We start from the raw sequence: 2,130 nt of genomic DNA, 5'->3' as shown, positions 1-2,130 counted from the left end.
CCATAAAGCGATTTAGTTTCGTATTCCATGCATCACTATTGATAATAGGCTTTACCAGTACGGTTCGTATTCCTGCTAAATTGGCACCCCAAACATCAGTCATGATCTGGTCTCCAACCATTAAAATCTCTTCTTTTGGTAGGCCTAACTTCGTTTCTGCTTTTTTAAATCCGATTACAGTGGGTTTTATAGCTCTGGCTACATAGTCCAAATTTAAAGCACTGGCAACCCTTTTAACGCGCTCGTCACTATTATTTGAGAGAATCACAACAGGGATGCCCGCTTCTTCCATTACTTTGATCCATTGGATCAGTTCTTCTGTTCCGTCTGGATTGTTCCATGCGATCAAAGTATTATCTAAATCAGTTAAAACAGCTTTAATATTTTGTTCTTTTAATTGTTCAGGTGTGAGGTGGTAAATAGCTTCTATCATCCACGTTGGTTTAAATATATTTAACATTTTTTCTCCCTATCCATTAAAATAGGAGCACTATGCACAGTACTCCTCAAGTTTACTATTATTTTAATTATACGCCAAAACCACAAAATAGCAATCAAACTCAGTCGTTTTTAGCTTATTTCTAATTTTGTAAAAAGGCAGTATGCAAGGCATTTACTGCTACTTTCAAATCTTTTTCTGCTACCAAAATCCAAACAGTCGTATAACTATCTGCAGATTGATAGATTGGTATGTTGTGTTTGTCCAAAGTCGTGATCATGTTAGAAATAATCCCTGGTACTCCTGTTATTCCAGCTCCCACTATTGCTACTTTTGCGCAGTTTTCAATCAGGGAGTAAGCAGCATCTTGTTCATTCAGGATCGTTTGAGCCTGTTCCAATGCCGTTTGCGGCAATGTAAACACAATATGATCAGGAAAAATATTGATAAAGTCTACACTAATATTCAATTCAGCTAGTGAAGCAAAAACCGCTTCTTGTATTTTCCGAGAAGCTTGAACGTTGAATTGAACTAAGTTAGGCACATGAGCAATGCCTGTCACCAAACGATAATGTTCGATTTGGCTTTCAATATGGGTCACTAATGTGCCTGTATTATTGACCGGTTGATGAGTCGAGCGGATTCTCAATGGGATTCCAGATTGCATAGCGATTTCTACAGCTCGTGGATCGATCACTTTTGCTCCTTCGTGTGCCATATTGCTTACTTCTCGGTAACTGACCACTTCTAAAAACTTGGCATTGTCAACCAATCGAGGATCAGCAGTCATCATTCCCGAAACATCTGTAAAAATATCGATACTCTCCGCTTTAAAAGCAGCTCCTAAAAAGGCAGCGGTTGTATCACTGCCGCCGCGTCCAATTGTCGTAATATGTCCACTTTCACTGATTCCCTGAAAACCTGTCACCACTACCACATCATTCATTTTAAAATGAGCAAAAATGTGCTCTGTTTCAATCCGTTGTACTTTAGCATTACCAAACTCTTCATTAGTAACGATGCCTGCATCTTGTCCCGTTAATCCGACAGCGGTTAACCCATTTTTTTTCAATCCATTAGTAAAGACGGCTGCTGAAATCGTTTCGCCAACCGAAAGCAGCATATCTTTCTCACGCAAATCTAAATAACTCCGAGCTCCGCCAATTAATTCCAATAGAGAATCTGTCGCATATGGATCTCCTAGACGCCCAATTGCCGAAACAACTACGATTACTTTATACCCGGCTGAAACCGCATGAACAATATGTTTTTCCGCTGCTAGGCGGCTCTCTTCGTCTTTAACAGAAGTACCGCCAAATTTTTGAACTAAAATTTTCATGTTTACCATCCTTTGATTTGAGTCTTTCATAACTTATCAAGAAACTGCCTCTTATTTTAATGAGTCGTTTACTGTCTGCCAGCTCCGTTTTATTATAACGAAGACTTTTACAATATTCAATGCGGTGTTGATTAGAGAACCAAAAACAATTTTTCATGTTATACTAGAAAAAATGTTTTTAAAATTGGAGAGTGATGGAGTGTTTTTGAAAGAAGTCTGTCTTGAAAACTATACGTATGTGGCAAAAGCCATTTCCCAAGGGGCAAACCGAATTGAATTATGTGATAATCTAGCAAGTGGCGGCACGACTCCCAGTAAAGGAGTCATGCATGAAACAATAACTTATTGTGCA

3 protein-coding genes are annotated in these 2,130 nt (G+C 38.7%); 1 reads left to right on the top strand and 2 read right to left on the bottom strand.

Translation table 11 applies throughout. The annotated features are described in order from the left end of the window. Both RT405_RS06555 and dapG read right to left on the bottom strand, forming a co-directional pair. Window positions 1-460: YqeG family HAD IIIA-type phosphatase (locus RT405_RS06555; RefSeq protein WP_313468569.1), on the bottom strand; the 460-nt coding region annotated here is incomplete at its 3' end. A 121-nt stretch (window positions 461-581) separates the two neighbouring features. After that, complete coding sequence (dapG, locus tag RT405_RS06550) at window positions 582-1,778, bottom strand: aspartate kinase (protein WP_313468567.1); 1,197 nt, start codon at window positions 1,776-1,778, stop codon at window positions 582-584. Window positions 1,779-1,950: 172 nt separating this feature from the next. Between dapG and RT405_RS06545 the strand changes: the two genes are divergently transcribed. Beyond that, the coding region (locus RT405_RS06545; RefSeq protein WP_313468565.1) for a copper homeostasis protein CutC at window positions 1,951-2,130 on the top strand (180 nt) is incomplete at its 3' end.

The sequence above is a fragment of the Carnobacterium sp. genome (assembly GCF_032094055.1).
GTDB lineage: Bacteria > Bacillota > Bacilli > Lactobacillales > Carnobacteriaceae > Carnobacterium_A.
This window is presented reverse-complemented; position numbering and strand designations above follow the sequence as displayed.

Coding starts and splice junctions, on each gene's coding strand:
- dapG (WP_313468567.1), bottom strand. CDS start 1,778: ATGAAAATTTTAGTTCAAAAATTTGGCGGTACTTCTGTTAAAGACGAA.